The sequence below is a fragment of the Paenibacillus sp. FSL H7-0703 genome (assembly GCF_038003485.1).
In the GTDB taxonomy this organism is placed as follows: Bacteria; Bacillota; Bacilli; order Paenibacillales; family Paenibacillaceae; genus Paenibacillus; species Paenibacillus polymyxa_B.
Genome location: NZ_JBBOPF010000001.1, coordinates 3087469 through 3108423, shown reverse-complemented (window position 1 = coordinate 3108423; position 20955 = coordinate 3087469). Strand labels below are relative to the sequence as shown.

Annotated in this window: 21 protein-coding genes; 11 read left to right on the top strand and 10 right to left on the bottom strand. The window is 45.9% G+C overall.

Annotation, left to right across the window (positions count from 1 at the left end):
* Positions 1–15 precede the first annotated feature (15 nt).
* The gene (locus MHB46_RS13690; protein WP_165179784.1) at positions 16–522 is read left to right on the top strand and encodes a PTS sugar transporter subunit IIA; all 507 of its coding nucleotides are present in this window, start codon (positions 16–18) and stop codon (positions 520–522) included.
* Positions 523–621: 99 nt separating this feature from the next.
* On the opposite strand, the gene MHB46_RS13685 is transcribed toward MHB46_RS13690, so the two are convergent.
* Positions 622–1371, bottom strand: a complete 750-nt coding sequence (locus MHB46_RS13685) for an MBL fold metallo-hydrolase (protein ID WP_341162601.1) — start codon at positions 1369–1371, stop codon at positions 622–624.
* 141 nt (positions 1372–1512) lie between these two features.
* Between MHB46_RS13685 and MHB46_RS13680 the strand changes: the two genes are divergently transcribed.
* Together MHB46_RS13680 and MHB46_RS13675 are read left to right on the top strand one after the other, a co-directional pair.
* Positions 1513–2058, top strand: coding sequence for a histidine phosphatase family protein (locus MHB46_RS13680; RefSeq protein ID WP_341162600.1), 546 nt, complete (start codon positions 1513–1515; stop codon positions 2056–2058).
* 55 nt (positions 2059–2113) lie between these two features.
* On the top strand, positions 2114–2467 hold the full coding sequence (locus tag MHB46_RS13675; RefSeq protein WP_165179802.1) for a YunG family protein: 354 nt from the start codon (positions 2114–2116) through the stop codon (positions 2465–2467).
* A gap of 269 nt (positions 2468–2736) precedes the next feature.
* Here MHB46_RS13675 and MHB46_RS26225 read toward each other — a convergent pair whose 3' ends face one another.
* From MHB46_RS26225 to MHB46_RS13665, 3 genes are all read right to left on the bottom strand, one after another.
* The gene (locus MHB46_RS26225; protein WP_445667611.1) at positions 2737–2796 is read right to left on the bottom strand and encodes a putative holin-like toxin; all 60 of its coding nucleotides are present in this window, start codon (positions 2794–2796) and stop codon (positions 2737–2739) included.
* 60 nt (positions 2797–2856) lie between these two features.
* Positions 2857–3669 (bottom strand): pentapeptide repeat-containing protein, encoded by an 813-nt coding sequence (locus MHB46_RS13670; RefSeq protein WP_341162599.1) that lies wholly within the window; start codon positions 3667–3669, stop codon positions 2857–2859.
* A 118-nt stretch (positions 3670–3787) separates the two neighbouring features.
* Positions 3788–4180 carry a VOC family protein gene (locus MHB46_RS13665; RefSeq protein WP_165179787.1) on the bottom strand — a complete coding sequence of 131 codons (393 nt, stop codon included), beginning with the start codon at positions 4178–4180 and terminating at the stop codon, positions 3788–3790.
* A gap of 118 nt (positions 4181–4298) precedes the next feature.
* On the opposite strand from MHB46_RS13665, the gene MHB46_RS13660 reads away from it, so the two are divergent.
* Positions 4299–5348 (top strand): hypothetical protein, encoded by a 1050-nt coding sequence (locus MHB46_RS13660; protein WP_341163743.1) that lies wholly within the window; start codon positions 4299–4301, stop codon positions 5346–5348.
* A 135-nt stretch (positions 5349–5483) separates the two neighbouring features.
* Entirely contained in the window at positions 5484–5948 is a 465-nt protein-coding gene (locus MHB46_RS13655) for a hypothetical protein (protein WP_028542587.1), read from the top strand.
* A 145-nt stretch (positions 5949–6093) separates the two neighbouring features.
* Here the strand turns inward: MHB46_RS13655 and MHB46_RS13650 are convergent, their stop codons facing one another.
* Positions 6094–8151: a transglycosylase domain-containing protein gene (locus MHB46_RS13650; protein WP_341163742.1), complete on the bottom strand. Its 2058-nt coding sequence runs from the start codon at positions 8149–8151 to the stop codon at positions 6094–6096.
* Between the two features lie 282 nt (positions 8152–8433).
* Here MHB46_RS13650 and speE point away from each other — a divergent pair, with 282 nt between their 5' ends.
* Both speE and MHB46_RS13640 read left to right on the top strand, forming a co-directional pair.
* Entirely contained in the window at positions 8434–9261 is an 828-nt protein-coding gene (speE, locus tag MHB46_RS13645) for a polyamine aminopropyltransferase (RefSeq protein ID WP_341163741.1), read from the top strand.
* Positions 9262–9533: 272 nt separating this feature from the next.
* The gene (locus tag MHB46_RS13640) at positions 9534–10826 is read left to right on the top strand and encodes an MFS transporter (RefSeq protein WP_341162598.1); all 1293 of its coding nucleotides are present in this window, start codon (positions 9534–9536) and stop codon (positions 10824–10826) included.
* A gap of 214 nt (positions 10827–11040) precedes the next feature.
* Here MHB46_RS13640 and MHB46_RS13635 read toward each other — a convergent pair whose 3' ends face one another.
* Together MHB46_RS13635 and MHB46_RS13630 are read right to left on the bottom strand one after the other, a co-directional pair.
* Positions 11041–11622 (bottom strand): LOG family protein, encoded by a 582-nt coding sequence (locus MHB46_RS13635; RefSeq protein WP_341162597.1) that lies wholly within the window; start codon positions 11620–11622, stop codon positions 11041–11043.
* Positions 11623–11635: 13 nt separating this feature from the next.
* Complete coding sequence (locus MHB46_RS13630) at positions 11636–11950, bottom strand: MazG-like family protein (RefSeq protein WP_341162596.1); 315 nt, start codon at positions 11948–11950, stop codon at positions 11636–11638.
* Positions 11951–12217: 267 nt separating this feature from the next.
* On the opposite strand from MHB46_RS13630, the gene MHB46_RS13625 reads away from it, so the two are divergent.
* Positions 12218–12697 (top strand): DinB family protein, encoded by a 480-nt coding sequence (locus tag MHB46_RS13625; protein ID WP_341162595.1) that lies wholly within the window; start codon positions 12218–12220, stop codon positions 12695–12697.
* Between the two features lie 430 nt (positions 12698–13127).
* Here the strand turns inward: MHB46_RS13625 and MHB46_RS13620 are convergent, their stop codons facing one another.
* Both MHB46_RS13620 and MHB46_RS13615 read right to left on the bottom strand, forming a co-directional pair.
* A complete protein-coding gene (locus MHB46_RS13620; RefSeq protein WP_341162594.1) occupies positions 13128–14867 on the bottom strand; it encodes an ABC transporter ATP-binding protein in 1740 nt (579 codons plus the stop codon).
* The gene (locus MHB46_RS13615) at positions 14864–16618 is read right to left on the bottom strand and encodes an ABC transporter ATP-binding protein (RefSeq protein WP_341162593.1); all 1755 of its coding nucleotides are present in this window, start codon (positions 16616–16618) and stop codon (positions 14864–14866) included. Before MHB46_RS13615 ends, MHB46_RS13620 begins: the two co-directional genes overlap by 4 nt.
* A 153-nt stretch (positions 16619–16771) precedes the next feature.
* On the opposite strand from MHB46_RS13615, the gene MHB46_RS13610 reads away from it, so the two are divergent.
* The 3 genes from MHB46_RS13610 to argS all read left to right on the top strand — a co-directional run bounded on the left by MHB46_RS13610 (position 16772) and on the right by argS (position 19871).
* Positions 16772–17662, top strand: a complete 891-nt coding sequence (locus MHB46_RS13610; protein ID WP_341163740.1) for a LysR family transcriptional regulator — start codon at positions 16772–16774, stop codon at positions 17660–17662.
* Between the two features lie 92 nt (positions 17663–17754).
* On the top strand, positions 17755–18189 hold the full coding sequence (locus MHB46_RS13605) for a DUF1934 domain-containing protein (RefSeq protein ID WP_013308207.1): 435 nt from the start codon (positions 17755–17757) through the stop codon (positions 18187–18189).
* A 2-nt stretch (positions 18190–18191) separates the two neighbouring features.
* A complete protein-coding gene (gene argS, locus MHB46_RS13600) occupies positions 18192–19871 on the top strand; it encodes an arginine--tRNA ligase (RefSeq protein WP_028542578.1) in 1680 nt (559 codons plus the stop codon).
* Between the two features lie 111 nt (positions 19872–19982).
* Here argS and MHB46_RS13595 read toward each other — a convergent pair whose 3' ends face one another.
* Positions 19983–20843, bottom strand: a complete 861-nt coding sequence (locus tag MHB46_RS13595) for a hypothetical protein (protein WP_341162592.1) — start codon at positions 20841–20843, stop codon at positions 19983–19985.
* Positions 20844–20955: the final 112 nt, after the last annotated feature.

Sequence of the window (20955 nt, the reverse complement as noted above, 5' to 3'; positions counted from 1 at the left end):
TAAGGTGGCATCGTTATGTTTAAATGGTTGAAAAAGAAGGCGGCTCCTCGTATTGAACAATTCGACATGGTAGCACCAATCAAAGGAAAAGTGGTTTCCCTTGAAGAGGTTCCAGATCCTGCGTTCTCTACGAAGGCTATGGGGGAAGGCATCGCTATTCATCCGACTGAAGGTAAAGTCACTGCTCCTTTTACGGGTAAAGTCGTTCACGTGATGGAGAAAAGTAAGCATGCTCTGATCATTGAGCATGAATCCGGTGTACAGATTTTGATACATGTCGGGATTAACACAGTTTCCCTCAAAGGACAAGGGTTTAACCCTCACGTTCAAACAGGAGATAACATTAAAGCAGGGCAATTACTGATGGAGTTTGATCTAGACGCGATTCAACAGGGTGGCTTGCCTGTAATTACTCCGGTAATCGTTCCAGACGGGCAAGAGATGATCAGTCATGTGGAAATCTTGGAAGGTACATCTGCCTCTCCAGAAGTCCCCGTATTAAGAGTTCACTTAAAAGCTTAGTTCTCATTCAGAAAAGACTAACCAGGAATTCCTGGTTAGTCTTTTCTTTAGATGATTCACTGACTGGTCAAGGATCGGGTATGACCATGTGATCAAAAGCTAGGATTCACATATTTCAGATATCCGCTGATTACAATTGCCTTCGTACAGCCCTCCATGAAAGCAAATCACTTTTTTAATATCATATGGCAGCAGGTTTTTAAGAGATTCTTTGGCCATATTGAAATCCCAGCAGTATTGCGGGTCTGGAGCCAATAATTTGCCGCTTAATACGCGTAGAGCATCTCCTGCAATCAGGGTTTGACTGGATTTATGATAGAAACTTAGGTGTCCTGGTGTATGTCCAGCAGTATCTATAACTACGATCCCCCCACAGAAGGGTAATTCCTCTCCGGCAACGATGGTGGAGTTTACAATAGCCTTTGGGGGATTTTCAAGTGTACGCCGGAATGCGTGTCTCCACTCTACCGGAACGGATTCGGGCATGGCGCTTACAGCTTGATCTATTGCTTCTGGAGTCAGCTTTATAAGCTGTTGTTCTCCCTGTATATAAGGCTTTTCGATAGAACTGGCTAATACTTGAACTGGGGATGAAGAAGCCCGGATTATATCTGCTAAACTGCCGATATGATCAAGATCCTGGTGTGTTATTAATATGAAGGTAAGTTTATGGATTGCTAATCCGGTGCCTAGAATAGCCTCATGCAAAAGTGAGAGTTGCCCGGGGTAAGCCGTATCGACTAAAATCATGTTATCTTCGTCCCACATTAAAGTGGGGTGAATACTCTCTATACTTCCCATAATGTTAGCAGAAACCTGGAGCATGTGTATTCCCTTGTCTAATTGCATCGAATCCCTCCCATAAGAGTTGATGTAATACAAAGGAATCGTATCATGAAATCTAAATATGTAAACCTATATTATATCATAAAAATAATTATTTGTAAATATGTAGAATTTTAAATTTGTGTGACAGTTAGGAGTGATGACGTGAAGAAAATTTATTTTGTCAGACATGCCCAAGCAACAGGACAGGAACCAGATGCCCGACTTACCGATGAGGGTACCCGACAAGCTGAGCAGTTAGTTGATTTTATGGAGAATGTAGGTGTGGAATATATTGTGTCCAGCCCGTGGAAACGGGCCGTGCGAACCATTCAGCCCTTGGCTGAACGGAAACAGTTGCAGGTGTATACTGATGTACGTCTTCAAGAACGGGTACTTAGCCATGAGCATTTGGATCATTGGCTGGACGTGCTGGAACAGACCTATTTGGACGAGGACTTGAAGCTGGAGGGAGGGGAATCATCCCGTGAAGCAGTAGATCGAGGAATCCAGCTTGTTCAGGAGCTTATAGAGCGGGCGGAAAAAACGGTTATCATTGTAACTCATGGAGCTTTACTATCTCTTCTCATTCGACATTACGATCCGCAGTTTGGGTTTGAGGACTGGAAAAAGCTTTCGAATCCCGACGTGTATTTGCTAGAACTGAAAGAAGCAGAAGCCAAGATTCACAGAGTGTGGAATACGGATTGAAATAAATAAAGCACGTTCATTAAGTGCAGAATGGAATCGAAAGGGGAGGCGCATGTTGAATGCAAACCGTTTTTTAGAATTAGAAAAGGCGTTGTTTCGAGCTTGGTCTTTGGAGTCTAGCTCTAAATGGACAGCAAATAATCCTGCGGCTGGACAATGTGGTGTCACAGCGCTTGTCGTTCAGGACAGGCTTGGCGGAGATATTTTGAGGACATGGCTGGATAGTGGCTGGCACTATTACAACCGCATTGGTGAGGATATTATGGATTTTACGAGGTCGCAATTTTCAAGCCTTCCTCAGTATCAGGATGTATACTCCAACCGGGAGGAGGCTTTTTCGGACACCAATGCAGAGCAGTATACAGCTTTAAGTCGGAGATTAAAGGAATTTTTTAACGAAGGAGAATAAGGGGATTTAAATCTGGATGCGTCATAAAGACGTGATTTTTGAACCTGATCCAATGGAAGGTACTTTTTGTTGCCAAATATACATTAAAGAGCTGAGTAATCAGTAAAATTTTTGAAGATAAAAGACGTATTTACGTTATAAAATGAGCTATACTGAGGTAAGAATAGTAAAGGAGTCGTGCGCTAACACGACTCCAGTATACAGCCACTGCTTAAAGAGCAGTCGGCAGTAGGGTCCAACAATAGACCGTTACCTTGGATCGGGGCGGTCTATTTCTTTTTCATGTAGGTAAGCAATGCCAGAATGAACTTGCCGAACATGATCATCAAGGAATTGAGATATTAATTACTTAATTACGTATTTTCTTGGAGAGTACTATAGAATAAACTCTAATGCAGCCAATGACCGGGAATGCTTAGAGAAGGGGGCAGTTTGGTTTTACAATTGCCCTTAGCCGAATTTAATTGCGCCTGTGTAAGAAAGATACTTCCTTCCAGATTAGCCCCACTTAAATCAGCATCTCTAAAATCCGTACCGATCAAGTCTGTCATTCTCAGATCAGCCTCTCGCAGATCAGCAGCAATAAGTAAAACTCCTCTCAGGTTGGTACCTCTAAGATTAGCGCCTCTCAAATTGGCCCCGATAAGGTCTCTACTCCTGATTTTTTTACTATATTTATTGTGCTCCACGTTTTTCTTAACTTTTTCTCGTACTAACTCACTTGTTTGTAAAAGTAAATCATTGACTAACGCCCTATGGGTTGGTACATGAAGATTTATGAGGGATTTTGGATCTTGATCCGTAAGCTGCTCGGTTTTCGCCATAGCTTTTTGTAAGTCTGTATAGATGGGATGAGTTTCTTTTAAGTTAAGGGCTTCATTGAGGTAATAAAGCATTTCATGAAGCTGTTGCATGATGGGAAATATATTGAACATTTCCTCAGCTATTGCCGGATCGTCTCGCCAGCTTTTTCCCTTGTATGTAACTTGGGAAACTTTTTGACCTGCTCCAAAGCAATCATATACCGTACAGCCTCGCAAGCCGTTGTTTCTTAGATTCTTATGAATATCACAACGATAATCCGCATTTAGGTTTTGACAAGGAGTTCCTCCATCCTTATTAAAAGCAAAATCAGCTGATTTTGCATAAGGCAAGGCTACACAGCATAAACCAAAACATTGTTCACAATTTGCACTATACAATAAACACACATCCTTTTACTGGCACCTATTAAACATAATATTACCAAAAAAAGATGAAACATGGTCTATTGTTTTTCTATAGACTTGTAGAGTCTGCTGGATCGTTTAGAGAAGAAATTTAGTCTTTTGCCAAATTCAATTGCCATGAAACACCGTATTTGTCTTCAACCCAGCCAAATTGTTGGCTTACGGGCGAGGCTTCAAGGGGCATTAGAACTCGGCCTTCCTGAGATAGCTGACCAAACACACGATGAATTTCTTCTTCCGATTCACAAGTGACGAATAGCGATAGAGCTGGGGTAAAAGGGTGTTTGTCCTGATGGTTATAGTCTATAGCCATAAAGGTTTGCCCTTTGAGGTTGAATACGGCATGTAACACGGTCCCATCTTCCTGATGAAAAATGCTCATGATACCAGACGGCTTAAATACAGAGGTATAATATTGCATGGCTTCTTCTGCTTGACCGGAGAACATGAAAAATGTTGTGATTTTTGGACTGGAATCATGCATGAGACCAACTCCTAGATTGTATCGTAGATGATAACATCTTTCCTCTTTTTTAATAGAAATATTCAGCATTAGAGAAGTGCTTCATGAAGACGTACACATGTGAAAGGAGAAAGACAGGATAATGGACGCGACAGCAAGACTTATGGATATGTTCGGCTCAGCTAAGAAGCTGGATGCCAGCATCATTTCTGCCTATACGGATGTGGTTGCCCAATATGGGACAGTGGAGGATGCGTGGGAGTTATATAGGCTTTTTGTAGAAGATCCCCATCATTATATCCGGGGGTTGCTCCTTCAGCCGATCATGAGATGCGGGGATGTTACTTTGGCGCAGGATATGTACGAGCGTTACGTCCGAAATCAGGCATCCCCAGAACATATACCTGACGGTGTGCTGTATGCGCTAGGTTATTTGGGTTATGTGGAGGCTGCTGCTGATCTCGTCGCTTTGGTGAACGGACCGTATGGAGCTGTGTCTGTGGATGCCTGTTTGGGACTGGTACATCTTCCATGCGAACCGTATCGTGAGAAACTGGCGGCTGAATTGGAAAAAGCGCTGGATCAGAATTTGTTTAATGAATTCTTACCTCTGTTAAGCTTCAAATGCACGACTGAAGATATGATTCCGCGATTGGTACATTGGGGAGAGCAACATGCTTCCGTAGACTGTAATGCAGGAATTATTGCTGGAATCGCATTGTTTGGAGAAGGGCAGAAGGATACGATTCGATCTATCCTGTGGAATCCGTTTTGGGAGGCTCATGGAACGGCTACAGGCAGTTGTGTGTGGTCTTATTTTGCTATGCAGCACGTAGGGCTAACCTTTAGGGAGCTTGTTCAGGATATAAAAAGCAACGATGCATCCAAAGAAGATGTACAGGCACTGGAATACCGTTTGGACGTGCTATGTGAGATGTTGGAACTCAAGCTAAGCTATACAGCCCGACCGATCCGGTTCGCTCGCAGCAATGAGGAATCATTTGGTCAGCTATATAGCGATTTGTTTAGCTGGTCTAACGAGCATCACGATGACTCTATTGTAGGCTGGATGAACGAACAGTTGGGGGTTGAGCACCGACTGTTGGATCAGTATGATGAGCTAAGGAAAAAAATCGAGATTAAAATGGTGCATGAAATTGAGCTGGAGCATGTTCGGACAGGGAGTTAATCGGGTCGGGATATAAGAGTTTTTGATGTAAAAGGACGAAATGGCGGAGTTTGGCGGCGATATGGGGATTCGCCCAGTCCGCGGGCTGATGTCCCGCATAGGATACATCAGCCTAGAACACAAGGAGTGAAACACATGTCTTTACTGCCACAAGTTCCTTTCGGAACGCAACCGGGTACTCCGGGTCCTTTCACGCCGTCAGGTCCTTCGATTCCACAGTTTCCTGATATGCAGGATTCCTTCCCATCTCCGATAGGTCCGCCACCAGGCCCAGGACCATTTTCGCCACAGCCGTTCTCACCGCCGCCGCAGGGGCCATTCGGTCCGCAAGGTGGGCAGCAAACTCAAGCACCAACTTCCCCACCACCGCAATTTACGCCACCGAAGCCGCTGGTTTCGGCGTATGCGGTTGACCCTGGAGCCATCTTCGGTTGTTTGTTCCGCAACACGTTTGTATGGCTGACGAATGGAGAGCGTTTCTGGATGTACCCTGTCTTTGTAGGCAGGACATCCGTAGCGGGTTTTCGGTGGAGTGGACGTTTTTGGTTTTATTATGGTGTAGACACTAACCGTATTGAGTCGTTTAGCTGTTATTGGTAATAGCGCAGCTTTAGGGAAGAGCGGGGCTTAACGGGATGATGGCTGATGGCACTGTCAAGAGAGGTAAATGGGCACATGAGGTAAGTGAAGCGAAAATTAAAAGACTGAGAGAGCGCTCATCGCGTTCCCCCAGTCTTTTTTTCTATTAATCCATCCACCAACGTTTAAAATTGCCCCACCATGATTTCTTTTCGGCTTGTCGCTCCGCTTGGTCAGTTGGTGTTGATGCCGGTGGGTTATCTTGCCCCGACAGCGTCTCCTTCGGCTCCGTGCCGCTGACAAATACCTCCAGCCGCTTATCCGGGCTGTCCGGTGCAGCCAGTTTGCCGCTGGCCGGATCAATATAAGCGCTGACTACGCCGTCGGGGATAGGAAAGATTTTGGGCGGCACATTCTCCAGCGCTTTCTCCGTATATTGCGCAAAAATCGGAGCCGCCCGTCGGGCATCCTGTGTGCTGATGTCCTTGCCCTTGTCATAGCCAACCCAGACAGCGGTGGATAGTTCGGGGGTAAAGCCGACCATCCACGCATCGGTGTTGGTCGTGCCGCTCTTGCCAGCAACCGGGCGCTTGATCAGCTTCGCGACCCGGTTGCCGGTGCCGCCTTCTTCGAACACGCCTTCCATGAGGCGTGTAAGGACATAGGCGGAGGCGGGCTTCACCACCTGCACGGGCGCGGCTTGGGGCGCTTCGTACAGCGACCGCCCGGCCGCATCGGTGATGCGCAGCACTGCCACCGGAGCCACCTTTTGCCCGCCGCTGCCGATGACCGAGAAGGCGGAGGCCATCTCGAACGGGCTGACGGGCGACACGCCCAGCGCCAGCGAGGGTACGGGCTTGAGCTCGCTTGTAATGCCCATTTTGCTGGCGAGATCCATGACCTTGTCCGTTCCCACCTTCAAAATGGTGCTAACGGCATAAATATTATCGGACGCCGCAATTGCGCGCCGAAGATCTATTTCGCCCAAGTATTTGTCTCCAAAATTTTTGGGCTTATAGGTCTTGCGGTTGTTATCGTAGTGGAACAACGTCGGTCGGCTTTCGAACTTGGACGTACTCGTCAATTCGCCGGAATCCAGCGCGCTCAGATACATAATCGGCTTGAAGGCTGAGCCCGGCTGCCGGGTTGTGGCCAGCGCATGATTATATTGATTTCCGACATAGTTCGTTCCGCCGACCATGGCCTTGACATGTCCGTTGCGCGGGTCCATGGAGATTAACGCGGTTTCCAGTCCGTTGCTGTTCTTCATGCCTTCGTTTACAGCCGCCTCGGCTGCCTGCTGCATGTGCATGTCCAGCGTGGTATAAATGCTCAGGCCGCCATGCTCAAGCACCCCTTCGCTAATCCCAAGTTGATGAGTAGCCAGCTGGCGAACGTAATCGCGGAACCAGGGAGCGGCTTCCACTGTCCGGCGCTGGCTCTCGGGCCGCAGGGCCAGCATTTCCTCATAGGCCTTGGTGGCTTCAGCCGGAGTAATCTTGCCAGTGAGCGCCATCGAGTCCAGTACAATTTTCTGCCGATCCTTTGCATTTTTCATATGATTATACGGTGAATAGTAGGTCGGTCCTTTCGGAATACCTGCTAACAGGGCGCTTTCGGCCAAATCCAGATCTTTTGCGGATTTACCGAAATACATTTGCGAAGCTGCTTCAATGCCATAGGCGCCGTGACCATAGTAAATTTCGTTCAAATACATTTGCAGCAGCTCATTTTTGTTGTACTTCATTTCAAGCTGTGCGGTATAAATGGCCTCCTTGGCTTTGCGCGTCCACGTTTTCTCATGAGATAAGTACAGATTGCGTGCAAGCTGCTGAGTCAGCGTGCTGGCCCCTTGCGACATATCCCAGCGGGTCAGATTAACGATTACCGCCCGGCCCAGACCTTTGAAATCAAAACCAAAATGATCGTAAAACTTCCGATCTTCCACAGCCAGGGTAGCTGCAATCAAATTGGGTGAAATGTGATCAAGCTGGACCGGAATGGATTCCTTGCCTCCGGCAGAGAAAGTGGCGATGACTTGCCCCTGACTATCAAGCAGACGTGAATTCCGATCCGTATCGGCGAGCGGAAGGCTGGTCGTGTACAAATAGGCGAGCAGGATGCAGGCGGCGATGACCGTCAGAATAGTGAGAGACATCATTCCTTGAAAGCATCGAAGCCAAAGCGGTTTACGCTTGGGGGATCGCCCGGTCGTATCGGTCATCATGCCACCTCCTTCCATAGTTGATGTTCTCAGTATAGTCAATCCGAAAGCGTCTATTCATCAGATGCACATACGTATCTACTTTAAACAAGATTAAATCTTCAAATTGCTTTTGCAGTCCATTCAGGTATCACTTATAATGCAAAAAGTGTGAAATTCCAATGTGTTTGGTACAATAAATATAGCAAACTCGGCGTTTGCGTGTTGCTGATATAAGGAAAGTCAACGTTTATGCTACCGGATTGCCGGACACATACTTTGATCAGAAAGAAGGTTGGAATGATGGACTTGTGGTTTACGGAGAAGCAGACTCCCTCTTTCGGCATTACAGCAAAAATCAAACAAACCTATGTCTCTGAGAAAACGGATTTTCAGGATCTGGCTATGATCGAGACAGAGGAATTCGGCAATATGCTTGTTCTGGATGGCATGGTGATGACAACGGTTAAAGATGAATTTGTGTATCACGAAATGGTAGCACATCCGGCCTTGAATACACATCCGAATCCGAAAAAAGTTTTGGTTGTGGGCGGTGGCGATGGCGGCGTTATTCGTGAGGTCATCAAGCACCCTGAAGTAGAAAAGGCGGTATTGGTTGAGATCGACGGTAAGGTGATTGAATATTCCAAAAAATATTTGCCTGAAATCGCAGGGAAGCTGGACGAGCCTAATGTAGAAGTGCTAGTCAATGACGGATATATGCACATTATTGAACACAAAAATGAATACGACGTCATTATGGTCGATTCGACGGAGCCGGTAGGTCCGGCAGCCCCTCTGTTCGAGCGCGGGTTTTACCAAGGTATTTTTGAAGCGTTGAAGGAAGATGGCATTTTCGTTGCGCAAACGGATAATCCTTGGTTCAAGGCAGACCTGATTCAAAAGGTCAACAAGGATGTGAAGGAAATTTTCCCGATTGTGCGTGTATATGGTGCGAACATTCCAACCTATCCGAGTGGTCTATGGACATTCACGTTGGGTAGTAAGAAGTATGATCCGCTCGAAGTAGACGAAACCCGAATTCCAGAGATGGAAACCCGATATTATAGTCCGCGTTTGCACAAAGCGGCGTTTGTACTACCTAAGTTTGTAGAGGATTTAACGAAGTAAACATTTTAAGAAAAAGCGTCTTAGTGGTCTTTATTGCCTGTTTTTGGGTGGAAAGGAGCGCTATAGGCGCTTTTTTGTGTTGAATAAGATTTAAAAATGGCCATGAAAGCATACTGGACACTGAATTTCCTTTTAAGATAAAAGAAGGAAATTTAAGGGTGTGTGTAGAATATACAAAAAACCAGACATTTAACAGATTTGTAATGTCAACAGGGACGGTTTGGTTATGGAAATACATAAATCGGCGATGTACCAAAGAGGGGGAAACTTTTTTGATCAGACGCTCTTTTTATTACCTGTGGGGGTCTCAGACGATCTCCAATGTAGCAGATATCATCTACATGTTGAGTGTAGTGGTATTGGTGTTCAGTTCAAGTAATTCCTTAATGACGACTATTTTAATTCCGTTGTTCCGATTGTCTGCTCAAGTGCTTAGTGGGCTCGTTGCACCAATAGTCCTCGGTCGATTTCGGCTGACACGAGTGTTGCTATTTTCCCAGTTTGGACAGTTTGTCATCTTTACGCTTCTGCTGCTTTATTTGTGGATCGTACCTGAGCAAAGGTCGTTTCTGTTTATTTTTGTGATGGTGTTCGGTATGTCTTTTCTAGATGGCTGGACAAATCCTGCGCGTAATGCGCTTGTACCCCGTTTGGCTACGGGGGAAGGACTAATGCGTGCCAACGGCATGGTAGCGGTCAGTGATCAGGTGGTCAGGTGTGCAGGCTGGGCGTTGAGCGGAATTATTGTGGCTTGGCTGGGTTCCCTGAATACGCTTGTGATTGCATCCTGTTGTTATCTGGTGGCTGTAACTGTCACGTCTTTCATTCGTGATCCGCTGGATCAGAAGGAATTAAGCCTTGAAGCTTCGGATTCCTCGACAAATCTAGTAGAACCTGCAAAGGGAAAGGAAAAAGGCTCTCATTGGAAAGAGCTTGGGGAAGGCTGGAAAATCATTTGGCACAACCGTCGTATTCGTTCTCTGATGATCGTCGATAGCGTGGATAGTATCGGGGGAGTCTCCTGGCTTGGGGTATTTATTTTGGCCTACGTCAGCCAAGTGCTGCATCGGGATGCGAGCTGGTGGGGCTTTATGAATGCGTCCTTTTTCTCGGGCACGATTTTGGGTGGATTGATTGTCGTTGGTTTGGTCAAGCGCTTGCAAAAGAACAGCTTTTTATACATGCTCGGAGCGTTGCTGGTGTATGTACTGATTACAATTGTATTTGCGCTGAATACAATCCCCGTTGCTGCACTTATTCTTTTTGCTGTATCAGGCTTACCTGTTCAAATGGCAGGGATTATTCGCCGCACCTTGCTGCAAACTAGTGCACCGGCAGCCCAGTTGCCCAAAGTGATGGCGGGAATTGATGTGCTTACAAATCTCGCTTTCGGTCTGTCCTTGTTATTTATGGGCTGGTATGCAGACCGTTTCGGTATGGTGCAGGTGTATTTGTTGGCTGCGATTATGACGACCATTGCTATCTTGATCGGCTGGTTGTACCGCAGGGATTTTCAGGAAAGTGAGCAAATGGACCATCCAACCGCTACGGGCGCTGGGATTTAAAATTGGGGTTCTCGTTAGGCGTGACAGCATTCATTGGATGAGTACATAATTAAATGCAGGTGTAAAAGTGAACGTGACGATTAGGTAGAATAAAAGCCTGCAATTCTCCTCAATTTTACAGGAACACCACTGGAATAACGTTGACGGTGGTGTTCCTTTCATATCATATTAAATTAAATGGTATGTCTGTTGAGCGGTATGTACCATTCTAATGTCAGGTCCGTTTGCTCGTGATATATGTTTTGACGGCAGGAGGAGTGTAGTTGGTAAATTGCCGCAGGATTCCTTCCGGAGTAGTGTCCGTAATTACCATCGCACGATATTTTTCCTGCATAAATTGCTCCTCAGCCATACGATCAAACAAGGAAATAAGAGGATCGTAATAATGGTTAATATTTAAAAGACCGCATGGCTTTTCATGCAAGCCTAATTGCGCCCATGTGAAGATTTCAAAGTATTCTTCCATTGTACCTGGGCCACCTGGTAAAACAATGAATCCGTCCGCAATCTCTGCCATTTTAGATTTTCGTTCGTGCATGGAATCAACAATGATTAATTCGCTCAGGCCATTATGTGCAATTTCACGGCTTTGCAAAAAGTGAGGGAGCACACCGATGACGCGACCTCCTGCATGAAGTGCCGCGTCAGCCACTGCACCCATTAAACCAACACTTGCTCCTCCATAAACCAGGCTTATTTCCTCTTCGGCAAGTGCCTTGCCCAGAGCAACAGCATGCTCTCGATAAATCTCAGACGCTCCATTACTGGAACCGCAAAAAACAGCAATGCTTTTCATATGAGATTCTCCTTTATGTATATCTTTTTGCAAGTTTTTGCTGGTGTGCTCGGAATATATCCTCCAAGGTGATGTCATACTTGTTGGCGATCACGATGAGATTACCCAGTACGTCTCCAAGTTCTTCGGTTAAATGTTCCTTGTTCTCCTCGAATGAACCATCGATCTCATCAGGCCGGTCTCTGCCGATCTCCAGGGCGCGAATAGCTCTCGCAACCTCCCCGGTTTCCTCTGCCAAGAAACCAATTCGGACGAAGATATCCAAATCCGACCAGTTTCTCTCCTGATAATATTGCTTGACCCACTTTTGAAATTCATTAATATCCATATTCAGCCTCCCAAGTGAAACCCATGCATAGGTGTTGGCTATACACAAACCATAAGGTTTAGATGGAACAGAAACGTTTGTTCGTGTTTATATTATATAATATGAGAGCGTATTTTTTCAAACCGCTATTCATCGTGGTTTCTATTTGTTTTCTCTAGGTTGTTTTCGTAAACTTTGTTGTTTTTGCGTTATATATAAGAGCATATTCTTGTTGAAATAAATTTGGTATAATTTATCTACGAATAGAAGCAAAGGGGTGGAGCTTTGATGAATTCAGTTGATTTAATGATTTTAAATTTTGAAGAAATTAGATGTAGAAGTATAAAAGTATGGAAATCTATACCTAAAGAAGTGTTAAATTGGAAGCCTGATGAAGATGCTCTTACTTGTGCTGAAATGATCAGACATTTATTACAAGGTGAGTTTCTCTTTCACCAAGTTCTTATAGGGAGAGGTAGTAAAGCACTATCTAATTTGTTTAATCCCTTTGAAGCAAAAAAATTCACATCAGTAGATGATGAACTTGAATTTGCACAGCCTTATCGTGAGGAATTCTTGAGATATGTTAAAACAATTAGTATAAACGACTTAGAAAATATAGAAATAGACCTTTCTGACACAGGTGGTTATGTTAAAACACTTGGGGGAATGTTATTACGCATTGCTTACCACGAATCTGTTCACACAGGTCAGTTGTTAAACTATATGAGAACAATGGGAATAGACCGCCCTAAGATATGGGATTGATATTGACTTTGTTAAAGTCTTGTTTTTATGTAACCCAGAAGCCTTTCGAACTGTTATATGTTTAGATTTTGGTACGCTGAAATAAGCATTTGTTCAACTTGATTTCCAAATATTTAGTTGCCACGCCTTGAAACATCTTTCCACATCCTCGGACACCTCCTTATACCCCACTATGTCAGCCATTTAAAAGTACGATCAACACTAAACGAGTACGCAAGCGAACTAATAAGAGGTACTTCAAAAAAAGGAGCCAAACTTATTATGGCTCCTTTTTTCGTTGTTCAGATATTGGGCAGGATAGTGGAATTGATCAGGAGAGGAACGGTCTGTTTCAAAGGCATTTTTTGCTCGTGTGTAGCCCTCAGGTGCTGAATGATACGTTCAGCCAAATCGCGTTTAAATTCACCTGCGACCGTACCCGATACGCCTGCTAGTCCATAGTGAACTGGCTGTTATAGAGCGAGGCATAATGGCCGCCGCTGGCAAGAAGTCCCTCATGGGTACCACTTTCGACGACATCGCCGTTTTTCATGTATAAAATCAAATCCGCTTCGCGGATGGTCGATAGTCTGTGGGCGATCACAAAGCTGGTGCGTCCGGCAATCATTTTCATAAATGCTTTTTGGATACGCGCTTCTGTCAGGGTGTCTATGCTGCTGGTCGCTTCATCCAGGATCAGCATAGGTGGATCGACCAGGATCACCCTCGCGATGGTAAGCAGCTGTTTTTGGCCTTGCGACAGGCTGTCGCCTGACCCGCTGATGACCGTATCGTAGCCATGAGGCAGTCGCTTGATGAAGCTATGCGCATTGGCAGCTGTTGCAGCCGCGATGACTTCTTCATCCGTGGCCTCTGGCTTCCCGTAAGCGATATTGTCCCGAATGGTCCCGCTGAACAGCCATGTATCTTGAAGCACCATACCAAAGTTAGTCCGTAGGCTGTCTCGGCTCATGTCGTTGATATTCACCCCATCGATGGATATCGAGCCGCTGTCCACATCGTAAAATCGCATGAGCAGATTGACGAGTGTGGTTTTGCCAGCTCCGGTCTGCCCGACAATGGCCACACGAGTGCCTGGCTTTACCTCCAAACTAAAGTTCGTAATGAGCGTACGTTCCGGGTTGTAGGAGAATTTGACATGATCAAAAAGAATCGTGCCTTTGCTGCGCTCCAGCTGTACGGCGTTCGATTTTTCCGGCTGCTCTGGCGGTGAGTCCAAAATAGCAAATATGCGCTGAGCAGAAGCCGTAGCTGCCTGGAACTGGGTCAGCACACCCGTAATTTCATTAAAAGGCTTGGCGAACAAATTGGTATAAATCAGAAAGCTCGACAATCCGCCTATCGAGATCCCACCCAAAATAATGGAGATACAGCCAATCATGGCGGTGACTGAAAAGGTCATGTTGTTCACCAATCGGGTAGAGGGGTTGGACAATGATCCGTAAAACTGCGATTTCACCCCGGCTTGATACAATTGTTCGTTTCTGGCGGAAAATTCCTCAAGTGAGCGGTTTTCATAATGAAAAGCGGTAACTACCCGTTGCCCGCCGATCATTTCTTCCACATAACCGTTCAGGCTTCCTAAAATTTTGGCCTGTTCGCGGAACATACGCTGTGACCTTGTAGTAATGAACCGTGCTACACCGTATGTGATCGGGGCAGATACTAATACGACCAACGTCATGATCGGACTGATATACAGCATGAGTGCAATGGAGCCTATAATCGTAATAATCCCGGTAATCAATGTGGAAAAGCCTTGCAGTAATCCATCCGACACAGCATCCATATCGTTCACAAAACGACTAATGCTGTCTCCTTGTGGATGAGTGTCATGAAAGCTTAACGGAAGGATATTAAAATGATCAAATAACTCCCGCCGCATATCATTTACGGTCTGAAAAGCAATGCGGTTCGTCAAATACGTGAGCAGCCAGCTAAATAGACTGCCTACAACATATACAATGCCTAATCCAGCTAGAATCTGCGCAATACCTTTAAAATCTACTACTCCCTTATCCACCATGTGGTCGATAGCTTGACCAATCATGTAGGGTCCGATCAGACTGGCAAGCACGCTGAGAACCGCACTGACGATGACCCAACATGTTGTTGTTTTATATTGACCCACATAGGTTAACAATCTTCTCCAGGTTTCCTTGCCACTCATTGGTCTACCTCCTGTGTTGAGAGCTGGGAATGATTAATTTCCTGATATACATCTGAGCTGCTCATCAACTGTTCATGTGTGCCGATACCGACAATTCGCCCCTCATCAAACACAATGATTTTATCAGCATGCTGTACGCTGCTTACTCGTTGCGAGACCAACAGGACGGTCATGCTGGTGCTATTTTCCCGTAGCGATTTACGGAGGGCGGCGTCAGTTGCAAAATCAAGTGCGCTTGAGGAGTCATCCAAAATGAGAATTTGCGGATTGCCGACAATAGCTCTGGCAATGGTAAGTCGCTGCTTTTGTCCTCCCGACAGGTTAAGCCCCCCTCGGGTGATCGGAGCATCGAATTTCTCCGGCAAGTTGGAAATGAACTCATCCGCCTGTGCGATCGCTGCGGCTTGAGCGACTTCCTCGTCGGTGGCGTGTTCATGCCCCCAACGGATATTATCCGCTATAGTTCCAGTGAACAGCAGCGCCTTCTGAGGGACAATTCCGATTTTCTGCCGCAATTGCTCGAGCTTATATTGCCGAACGTCGATGCCATCAACCTGCACACGACCCTCTACCGCATCATAGAAGCGGGGAATAAGATTCACAAAGGTGGATTTCCCAGAACCTGTTCCTCCGATGATGCCGACCGTTTCACCGGGATAGATGTTTACCACTACATCGCTCAGTGCCAGTTGTCCTGTCTTATTGTATCCAAAGGAAACATGATCAAAAGAGATGGCTGGTACAGCGCCATGCTCACTTGCTTCCTCCCTGTCTATAGATGTAGAAGTAGCAGCAGTGTCGGAAACCGAAGCTTGCGTGTCTAGGACCTCCTGAATACGCGCTGCTGAAGTGGCAGCTTTGGTGAACAAAATAATTAAATTGGTTACCACAATCAGAGCCAGTAAAATTTGCGTAATGTAATTAATAAAGGCAATAATCTCCCCTTGTGTAAGAGATCCATATTGGATATGGATGCCGCCGATCCACAGGATAGCAATAATAGCTCCGTTCACCACCAACAAGGTGGCGGGGCTTAGCAAAGCAGAAATACGTCCGACACGAATAGCAGTCTGGGTCAGGTCATCTGAGGCGGCATTGAACTTTACTCGTTCAGCTCCTCTTTTGGCAAATGCACGTATGACCCGTACACCTGTAAGATTTTCGCTAAGTACCAGAGCGATTTTATCGAGTTTTTTCTGGTATAGCCGGTACAGTGGAGAAGCCTTCGTAATGACTACATACAGAATCAAAGCCAGAATCGGTGTAGCCGCCAACAGCACCAAAGCAAGGCGGAAGTCCAGAATCATGGACATGATAATCGCCCCGATACAAATAAAAGGAGCACGAATGACCAAACGAATCAACATCGCTACAGCTGTTTGCAGCTGATTGACATCATTCGTAATCCGGTTGATGAGCGAGGGTGTACCGAATTTATCGAGATCAGCATAAGAAAACGAAGAAATATGCTTAAACATCGTATTGCGCAGCGTAGTTCCGAATCCTTGAGAGGCACGAGCTGCGTAAAACTGACACACTAATGAACTGCCAAAGCCCAGTATAGTCATGAGTAACATCAAAAGACCCATCTGCCAAACATAGTGGGTGTCTCCTTTACCTACGCCATGATTGATCATTAAAGCGACCATAGTAGGCAGCAATAGTTCCAAGATGGCCTCAATTAGTTTAAACAGAGGCCCAAGAATCGTTTCCTTTTTATAGGGTTTCAAAAAAACAGCAAATTTCAGCAAATAAACCATCACCTAACCTGAATAATGTATATAGCCTCATGCCGCAATAGCATAACTGAATTTGATTATGGCATATCCGAAACCATATGAATAATATTTAATATATATTAGAGGTATAGGTTTTACATATATCAGTACCGGAGGTCCAAAATGATGGAATTGAGACATCTCAAGTATTTTTTGGCGATCGCAGAGGCCGGACAGATTACAGCGGCAGCCAAAAAGCTGCAAATCGCGCAGCCTCCCTTAAGTCAGCAGCTCATGCAGCTAGAGGAAGAGCTTGGCGTAAAGCTCGTGCATCGAGGCTCACGAAGCATCCAATTGACGGAGGCCGGCATCATTTTACAGAACAGGGCCAAGCAGATATTGGAGCTGACAGATGCCACGACAAGAGAGATAAACGATTTTGCCATGGGGATGAAAGGTACGCTCACCATTGGAACGGTCTCCTCCTCTGGGGCAACGCTGATGAAAGACAGGCTTTCCGAATTTCATAAAACCTATGCGGGTGTAAAATTTGAAATTCATGAGGGAAATACGTTCATGATTCTCGATCTTTTGAACAAAGGAATTGTAGAGGTCGGTATCGTCAGAACCCCTTTTAATACCACCAATTTAGGGTGCAGATATGCGTCCTCCGAGCCGATGATAGCAGTGATGACAGAAGAACATGACTGGGACCCCGAACAGAAGACCATCCCGTTGTCTGATTTGAAAAACAGGCCGCTCATCGTATATCGCCGCTTTGAACAATTGATCCACGATACCTGTATGAAGCATGGCTTTGAGCCAAATTTCTTTTGCAAAAACGATGATGCTCGCACCACGCTTCACTGGGCTAATGAAGGGCTGGGGATCGGTATGATTTCGCGCTCTGCGTTGTCACTCGGAAGCAATAACCAGTTAATCATTAAGGAAATTATGTGTGAAGAATTACATACGCGTGTGGCAGCTGTCTGGCTGAAGGATAAATACATGTCTTCTCTAGCCTCTCGATTCATTGAAAGTTTTAGCCAAGCATCCGATGAAGCTGACTTAAGGTAGCTAAATTTTTTGGATGAAAGCATCTTTTTGTAAAAACTCATTTGAATTGCAATCGGGAACTGGATATAGTAGTACAGTAGGATAGCAATAGAATGGAGTTTGAATACATGCCACATAATGCAAAGGTCCGAATCCGTCTTCATAGTCATCATGACGGAGAAGATGTGGTACAGGAACTTCCCGGAGAAGCGATCGTGCGTGGGAAGCATCTATATATAAGGTACGATGAGCCGCAAGAAAGTCCTGAGGGCGGTACGACACGGAACACAGTCAAAATCGGACCGGATGAGCTAAAGCTGATTCGTCACGGTGAGGTACAATCAGAGCAGTCGTTTGCGCTGGGACGCAGGTTGCCTGGATTTTACCGCTCGCCTTATTTAAACCTGAACATGTCTGCGCATACGCAGAAGCTCGATATTCGGATGGATGGTTTCACCGGACATGTGAGCTGGACCTATGATCTGTACGTATTTGAGGATTTCTCGGGGCATTTTGCCATCAGTTTGCATATACAGGAGGAGCAATAATCATGACAAGCAATCCACTGGAACTTATTAATCAAAAGGTGACTTCAGCAATCGAGGCGGCGGTGCTGGCTACCGGAATCGTGAGCCGCGAAGAGCTGCCGACCATTACGCTGGAGGTGCCAAAGGACAAGTCACACGGTGATTTGGCTACCAACGCTGCGATGCAGCTCACCCGCATTGCGAAGAAGAACCCACGGCAAATCGCTGAAGATTTGATCGCGAATATGGATTTAGCTTCCGCTTCTATTGAAAGTGCGGAAATCGCTGGACCGGGCTTTATTAACTTTCGCCTGAACAAGAGCTACCTGTATGCAGTCATTGGACAAGTGCAGGAGCAGGGGGCAGATTACGGGCGTATACAGGAAGGTGCAGGCAAAAAGGTACAAATCGAGTTTGTCAGCGCCAATCCGACAGGTAGCCTTCACTTAGGTCATGCACGTGGTGCAGCCGTAGGGGATGCTCTCTGCAACGTGCTTGATTTTGCCGGATACAAAGTAACTCGTGAATACTACATTAATGATGCGGGCAACCAGATTTACAACATGAGCCGCTCTATTGAAGCGCGTTATTTGCAGGAGCTGGGACAGCCTGCGGAGATGCCGGAGGATGGTTACCATGGTGAGGATATCATCGGGTTTGCCAAGGAACTGGTGGCCGAAAAGGGCGATTCTCTGTTGTCCATGGAACCGGGAGATCGCGCAGCTTATTTCCGTGACTACGGTCTGGAAAAGGAACTGAACAAGATTAAGCGCGATCTGGAGCTGTTCCGTGTACCTTTTGACTCCTGGTTCAGCGAAACGTCACTGTATGAAAACGGTGAAGTGCTTAAAGCGCTGAATGAGCTGCGTGACCGTGAGGAGATTTACGAGAAGGACGGAGCTACATGGCTGAATACGACCAAGTACGGCGACGATAAAGACCGTGTCTTGATCAAAAATGACGGTACATATACGTACCTGACCCCAGATATCGCTTACCATCGCGATAAATATGCTCGTGGGTATGACACGATCATCAACATCTGGGGAGCGGATCACCACGGCTACATTCCACGGATGAAGGCAGCAATGGAAGCACTGGGCAATGATCCAGATAAGCTTAAAGTGCTGATTGCCCAAATGGTCAGCTTGTTCCAAAATGGGGAAAAAGTAAAAATGTCCAAACGTACCGGCAAGGCCGTGACGATGGAAGATCTGATGGAAGAAGTGGGTGTAGACGCGATCCGTTACTTCTTCACTATGCGCAGCATGGATTCGCATCTGGATTTTGACATGGATTTGGCGATTTCGACCTCCAATGAGAATCCGGTATTCTACGTACAATATGCACACGCACGTGCATGCAGCGTATATCGTCAAGCCGAAGAGCAAGGTATTGCTGTGCTGCCGTTGGCAGAAGTTGACTTGTCCAAGCTGACGGCTGAACATGAATACGATCTGCTCCGCAAAATCGGCGAGCTGCCGGAAGAAGTATCGGTAGCGGCTGCAAACTTTGCACCACACCGTATGATTCGCTATGTCTACGAGCTGGCTTCATTGTTCCACAGCTACTATAAGGCAGAGCGCGTCATCACAGAGGATGCCGCTCAAACGCAGGCACGCTTGGCGTTGTTTGGTGCGGTGCGCACGACCATTGCCAACGTACTGAAGCTGGTGGGCGTGTCTGCACCAGAACGTATGTAAGCAAGCAACTTTAACATCATGATCTTGTAGTCATATAATTAATAATAAAAGGAACCGTTCGTATCACCCTCAACAGGGTGGCGCTTCGGTTCCTTTTTATGTTGGATTAGCTTAGTAGCGTTCCAGTACCAAATTCGTTTTCAGGGAATCGGCGGGAACCAGCCATCCTTTGGATTGCAGCAGGTTCATCAGCTTGGTGCGGTTGCTGGCGGCAACACTGTAATCCGTGGTTTTGAAGGAGATTTCGATAATAGAATCTGTACCTGATCCGTTTGCGCTGCGAATAGGCCATATTTCAACGTCAGTATCCAATCCCTGAAAGCTACCCTCGTATTTACTGACCTGTACAGGACCGCGTACTCTGGAGTCTGCCAAGGTTTGTTTGCCCCAATTGCTATTTTTCCAGTTTTGCAGCTTGCCCGGAAGATTATCCTGCAATTGCTTTAATGCTTGATCTGGGGAAGGCAGAGCCAATCCTTTGGAGGCGTTTGTTTTTTTATCATTGGAAAAGCTTAGTGTTTGCTTGCTGTATCCCCAATCTATCTCAGCCTCATAATTATCATCAGATGCGCTGAACCCTTCTTTATTCGCTTGGGTGAGCGCCGCGTCAATATTTCCATTTGTGACCGTATAGCGCTTTTTGTAGGTTAATTCATAATTTTTTTTGTCCTCTTTTTTGCGAAATCTCACGTTCCAGCCCTCGTCATTTAATTGCAATGAATTTGTATCAAAATACTCGACGCTTAATCTTTGTGCATCGTTGCTAATTTGAAACTCGTTCACGATGCCACTTTTTAATGAGCCATCCGCATTGAGGACCTGAGCCGTATCCAGTAGCAGCTTCACCTCATAGCTTGGTGTGGCATTGGCGGCAGCTTGTACCGGCTCTGCTCCTTTCCATCCTGTTACGAGCAGCACTGCACTTAGAGTTACTACCGACATCAATTTGGTGATACGAAGGCCTGTTTTCATTTCATCCTCTCCTGTTCGTCCGAATAGGTTACACGCTACACTTTACGGGTGTATTGTCAGTCGTATGTCAAAGCAAGAGGGTACTCCGGTTAAAAAATTACATAATTTCTAT